Raw genomic sequence first — 4,152 nt, forward strand, 5'->3', positions numbered from 1 at the left:
CAACGATATATACAACCTGATTGTATTGAATAATATTGTCGGCGGCAGCATGTCATCCCGTCTTTTTCAGGAAGTAAGGGAGCAAAGAGGATTGGCATATTCCGTATTCTCTTATCATTCAGCTTATCAAGACAGTGGAATGGTTACTATTTATGGAGGAACAGGTGCGAATCAATTGGATCAATTATTTGATACAATCAATCAGACGCTGCAAGATTTGAAAGCAGAAGGTATTACTTCCAAAGAGTTGACCAACAGCAAAGAGCAGCTTAAAGGAAATCTGATGCTAAGCCTGGAAAGTACTAACAGCCGTATGAGCCGTAATGGGAAAAATGAATTGTTATTAAAACGTCACCGGACACTGGATGAGATTGTAGATGAGATCGACGGAGTCACAATGGAAAAGGTCAATCGAATCGCCAATGACATTTTTACAGATGACTACGCTGTTTCACTTATCAGCCCTGATGGAAATCTTCCAAATAATATCAAAAAATGACCTTTACGAATAAAAGCAGCCGACTGCCTGCTTTTATTCGCATGAGCTGAAAGAAATCCTTCTAAAACTATTGGACATTCATATATTGTAGTACAAGGCAAATAGGAGGACTGATTTCAGTGAGATTAAGTGAGTTGAGTGGAAAAGAAATAGTGGATTACAGAAAAGCTGAAAGGCTGGGAGTGCTGGGACAAACCGATTTAGAGTTTAATGATAGATCCGGACAGATACATGCACTTGTAATCCCCACTGGTAAATGGATGCGTAAACAAGGAGGAGAAATCAAGGTCCCTTGGCATCAGATCAGAACGATTGGAACGGATATGATCATATTGGAAGTTTCCAATGACTAAATAATTTCATTGAAGGTAATTCAAAACGGGGTCCTGCCTCGTTTTTTTTTTATTTGGCTAATTTTCTTTTATGCTTTTCTTATTGTCCAGCTCCGGGGCTTAGAGGCTCGAGACATAAGCCATGCCATCCAAGAAGGCAAAGAGCGCCTTCATGTCCGGTTCGTCTTATGCCACACGCCTCTGAGCAAAGCCCCTCCGCTTTTCTTTTCACCCATTAGCTTTCTGTTACATACACTGTTGAAGTGAAAAGGGATTTAGAATAGCGATTATGTAAAAAGAAGGTGAAAGCAGTGATGTTGACCGGAATGCAGATCGCAGTTCTAGGCGGAGATGCTCGTCAACTGGAGATTATTCGCAAGCTTACTGAGCTTGATGCGAAGATTTCTCTTGTTGGTTTTGAACAATTAGATCATGCCTTTACAGGGGCAACAAAGGAAAAGTTAGTAGAAGTGGACTTCTCCATTATGGACGCCATCATTTTACCTGTACCCGGCACGAATCTACAAGGAGAAATTGATACGATCTTTTCTAATGAAAAAATTTGTCTGACTGAAGACATCGTATCGCAAACGCCAGGGCACTGTACGATCTATTCAGGAATAAGTAATAAATACTTGGATAATGTAGTCAATTCAACAAATCGGAAACTGGTTCAATTATTTGAGAGAGATGATGTCGCCATCTATAATTCCATTCCAACGGTGGAAGGAACAATTATGATGGCTATTCAACATACGGACTTCACTATTCACGGCTCTTCGATTGTCGTATTGGGGTTGGGAAGAGTTGGGATGAGTGTCGCCAGGACATTCAGTAATTTAGGAGCAAAAGTGAAGGTTGGTGCACGTAAAAGCGAGCATCTTGCCAGAATCACGGAAATGGGACTGGGAGCATTCCATCTTGATCATCTGGCAAAAGAGGTGGAGAGCTGTGATATCTGCATTAATACGATTCCTACTTCCATAATCAAAGCGAATGTAATTGCTAAAATGCCCCCGCATACCCTGATTATTGATCTGGCATCAAAACCGGGGGGAACCGACTTCCGTTTTGCTGAAAAAAGAGGGATAAAAGCGTTATTGGCACCAGGGTTGCCGGGTATCGTAGCTCCCAAAACAGCCGGTCAAATATTAGCCAATGTATTGGCACAGCTTCTTGAGGAAGATTTTGATTCTGGAAAGGAGAGTTTATCTTGAGTGTAAAAGGAAAACGAATCGGATTTGGATTAACAGGATCACACTGTACCTACGACGCTGTATTCCCTGAAATCGAAAGGCTGGTTAACAACGGGGCTGAAGTCATGCCAATCGTGACTTCTACAGTAATGAATACAGAAACAAGGTTCGGTAAAGGGGAAGACTGGATTAAGCGAATAGAAAATGTAACGGGTCACAAGGTGATTGATTCGATTGTAAAAGCAGAACCATTGGGACCTAAGATCCCTTTGGACTGCATGGTAATCGCACCCCTAACCGGGAATTCAATGAGTAAATTTGCTAACGCAATGACTGATTCACCGGTGTTGATGGCTGCAAAAGCGACTCTTCGGAATCATCGGCCGGTTGTATTGGGGATATCAACAAACGATGCATTAGGGCTAAACGGACTTAATCTCATGAGATTGATATCAACGAAAGACATATATTTTATTCCATTCGGGCAGGATGCGCCTCAGAATAAACCAAAGTCAATGGTTGCGAGAATGAACCTGATTCAGGAAACGATCGAGGCAGCTATAGAAGGAAAACAACTGCAGCCGGTAATTATAGAAAAGTTCTTGGATTAATTGTGTTGAAGGCTATCATCTGTTTGTTAGATGGCCTTCTTTTCATGCGTTTAAACAAATTCATCGAAAAAACCACTATTGTCAAATAATTGTTTATGTTAAAATAACCTTTATTATAGTAAATGACTAAATTGTTTTAAAACTACTATGAAAAAACATAAATGGTTGGAAGGAGAGAAGAGTTTTGAATACAAGTGGTTTTCATGTAGCAGTTGTAGGTGCTACAGGTGCTGTAGGACAACAGATGCTTAATACATTAGATAAAAGGGATTTTCCGATAAAACAGCTGACTTTATTGTCATCCGCCCGTTCAGCGGGTTCAACCCTGACATTTAAAGGGAAAGAGTGGACAGTTGACGAGGCTAAGCCTGAAAGCTTTGAAGGAGTGGATATTGCATTGTTTAGTGCAGGAGGAAGCGTATCGAAACTCCTTGCTCCCGAAGCTGTCAAACGCGGCGCCGTTGTGGTGGATAATACTAGTGCTTATCGTATGGATCCGGATGTTCCATTGGTCGTGCCGGAAGTAAATGAAGAGGATATCAAGCTTCACAATGGAATAATTGCCAACCCTAACTGCTCAACCATTCAGATGGTAGCCGCCATTGAACCTATCAGAAAAGAATTTGGTTTATCGAAAGTGATCGTATCTACTTACCAGGCAGTTTCAGGGGCTGGAGCTGCGGCGATTGATGAAATGCATGAACAGTCACAGGCGATATTGAAAGGAGAGTCTTTCGAGCCTGCTGTATTGCCTGTGAAAGGGGATAAAAAGCATTATCAAATTGCGTTTAATGCCATTCCTCAAATTGACTTGTTCCAAGATAATGGGTTCACATTTGAAGAAATGAAAATGATCAATGAAACAAAGAAAATAATGCATATGCCATCCTTAAAGGTGTCGGCAACATGTGTTAGATTACCTGTTGTAACAGGTCACTCTGAAAGTGTATATATTGAAATAGAAAAGGAATCCGTCTCAGTTAAGGATCTGCACATCCTGCTGAAAGATGCACCTGGCATAACTCTTGAAGATGTTCCTGAAGAGCAAGTTTATCCAATGCCGGCATACGCAGTAGGAAAACCGGATGTGTTTGTGGGCAGGGTGCGAAAAGATTTAGATGAAGACAAAGGATTCCACATGTGGGTGGTCTCCGACAATTTATTAAAAGGCGCAGCATGGAATTCAGTGCAGATTGCTGAAAGTTTAGTAAAGCTGGGATTAGTAAGTAATTAAGAGGATAATTCTAATAATCTTACCTATGATACACCATTTCGTTCCTCTCTTACCTCTTGAACATTGACAATGAGGTGTAGTCATGAAAGTGATCGTTCAAAAATTTGGTGGAACATCCGTACGAAATGAAGAAAATCGTTTAAAGGCTCTTGCTCATATCAATGAAGCGATCGAAAAAGACTATAAGGTGGTAGTGGTTGTCTCTGCGATGGGAAGAAAAGGCGAGCCATATGCCACAGATTCTTTATTATCTTTGATTGGCGGTACTAATGCGCTTGTT

At 41.0% G+C, this 4,152-nt stretch carries 6 protein-coding genes; all 6 read left to right on the forward strand.

Annotation, left to right across the window (positions count from 1 at the left end):
- The coding region (locus HP456_RS20680) for a M16 family metallopeptidase (protein WP_172254632.1) at positions 1-499 on the forward strand (499 nt) is incomplete at its 5' end.
- Between the two features lie 119 nt (positions 500-618).
- Complete coding sequence (locus tag HP456_RS20685) at positions 619-852, forward strand: YlmC/YmxH family sporulation protein (RefSeq protein ID WP_172254634.1); 234 nt, start codon at positions 619-621, stop codon at positions 850-852.
- A 293-nt stretch (positions 853-1,145) separates the two neighbouring features.
- Positions 1,146-2,048, forward strand: coding sequence for a dipicolinic acid synthetase subunit A (gene dpaA / locus HP456_RS20690; RefSeq protein WP_172254636.1), 903 nt, complete (start codon positions 1,146-1,148; stop codon positions 2,046-2,048).
- Positions 2,045-2,638: a dipicolinate synthase subunit B gene (locus HP456_RS20695; RefSeq protein WP_172254638.1), complete on the forward strand. Its 594-nt coding sequence runs from the start codon at positions 2,045-2,047 to the stop codon at positions 2,636-2,638. The genes dpaA and HP456_RS20695 overlap by 4 nt, the downstream gene beginning before the upstream one ends.
- Positions 2,639-2,822: 184 nt before the next feature.
- A complete protein-coding gene (gene asd / locus HP456_RS20700) occupies positions 2,823-3,872 on the forward strand; it encodes an aspartate-semialdehyde dehydrogenase (protein WP_172254640.1) in 1,050 nt (349 codons plus the stop codon).
- A gap of 82 nt (positions 3,873-3,954) precedes the next feature.
- The coding region (locus HP456_RS20705; RefSeq protein WP_446680277.1) for an amino acid kinase family protein at positions 3,955-4,152 on the forward strand (198 nt) is incomplete at its 3' end.

It is taken from the genome of Bacillus haikouensis, assembly GCF_013179555.1.
Classification (GTDB): domain Bacteria; phylum Bacillota; class Bacilli; order Bacillales; family Bacillaceae_B; genus Rossellomorea; species Rossellomorea haikouensis_A.

Excerpts from the sequence above, each read along its gene's own strand:
- dpaA (WP_172254636.1), top strand. The coding sequence starts at position 1,146 with ATGTTGACCGGAATGCAGATCGCAGTTCTAGGCGGAGATGCTCGTCAA.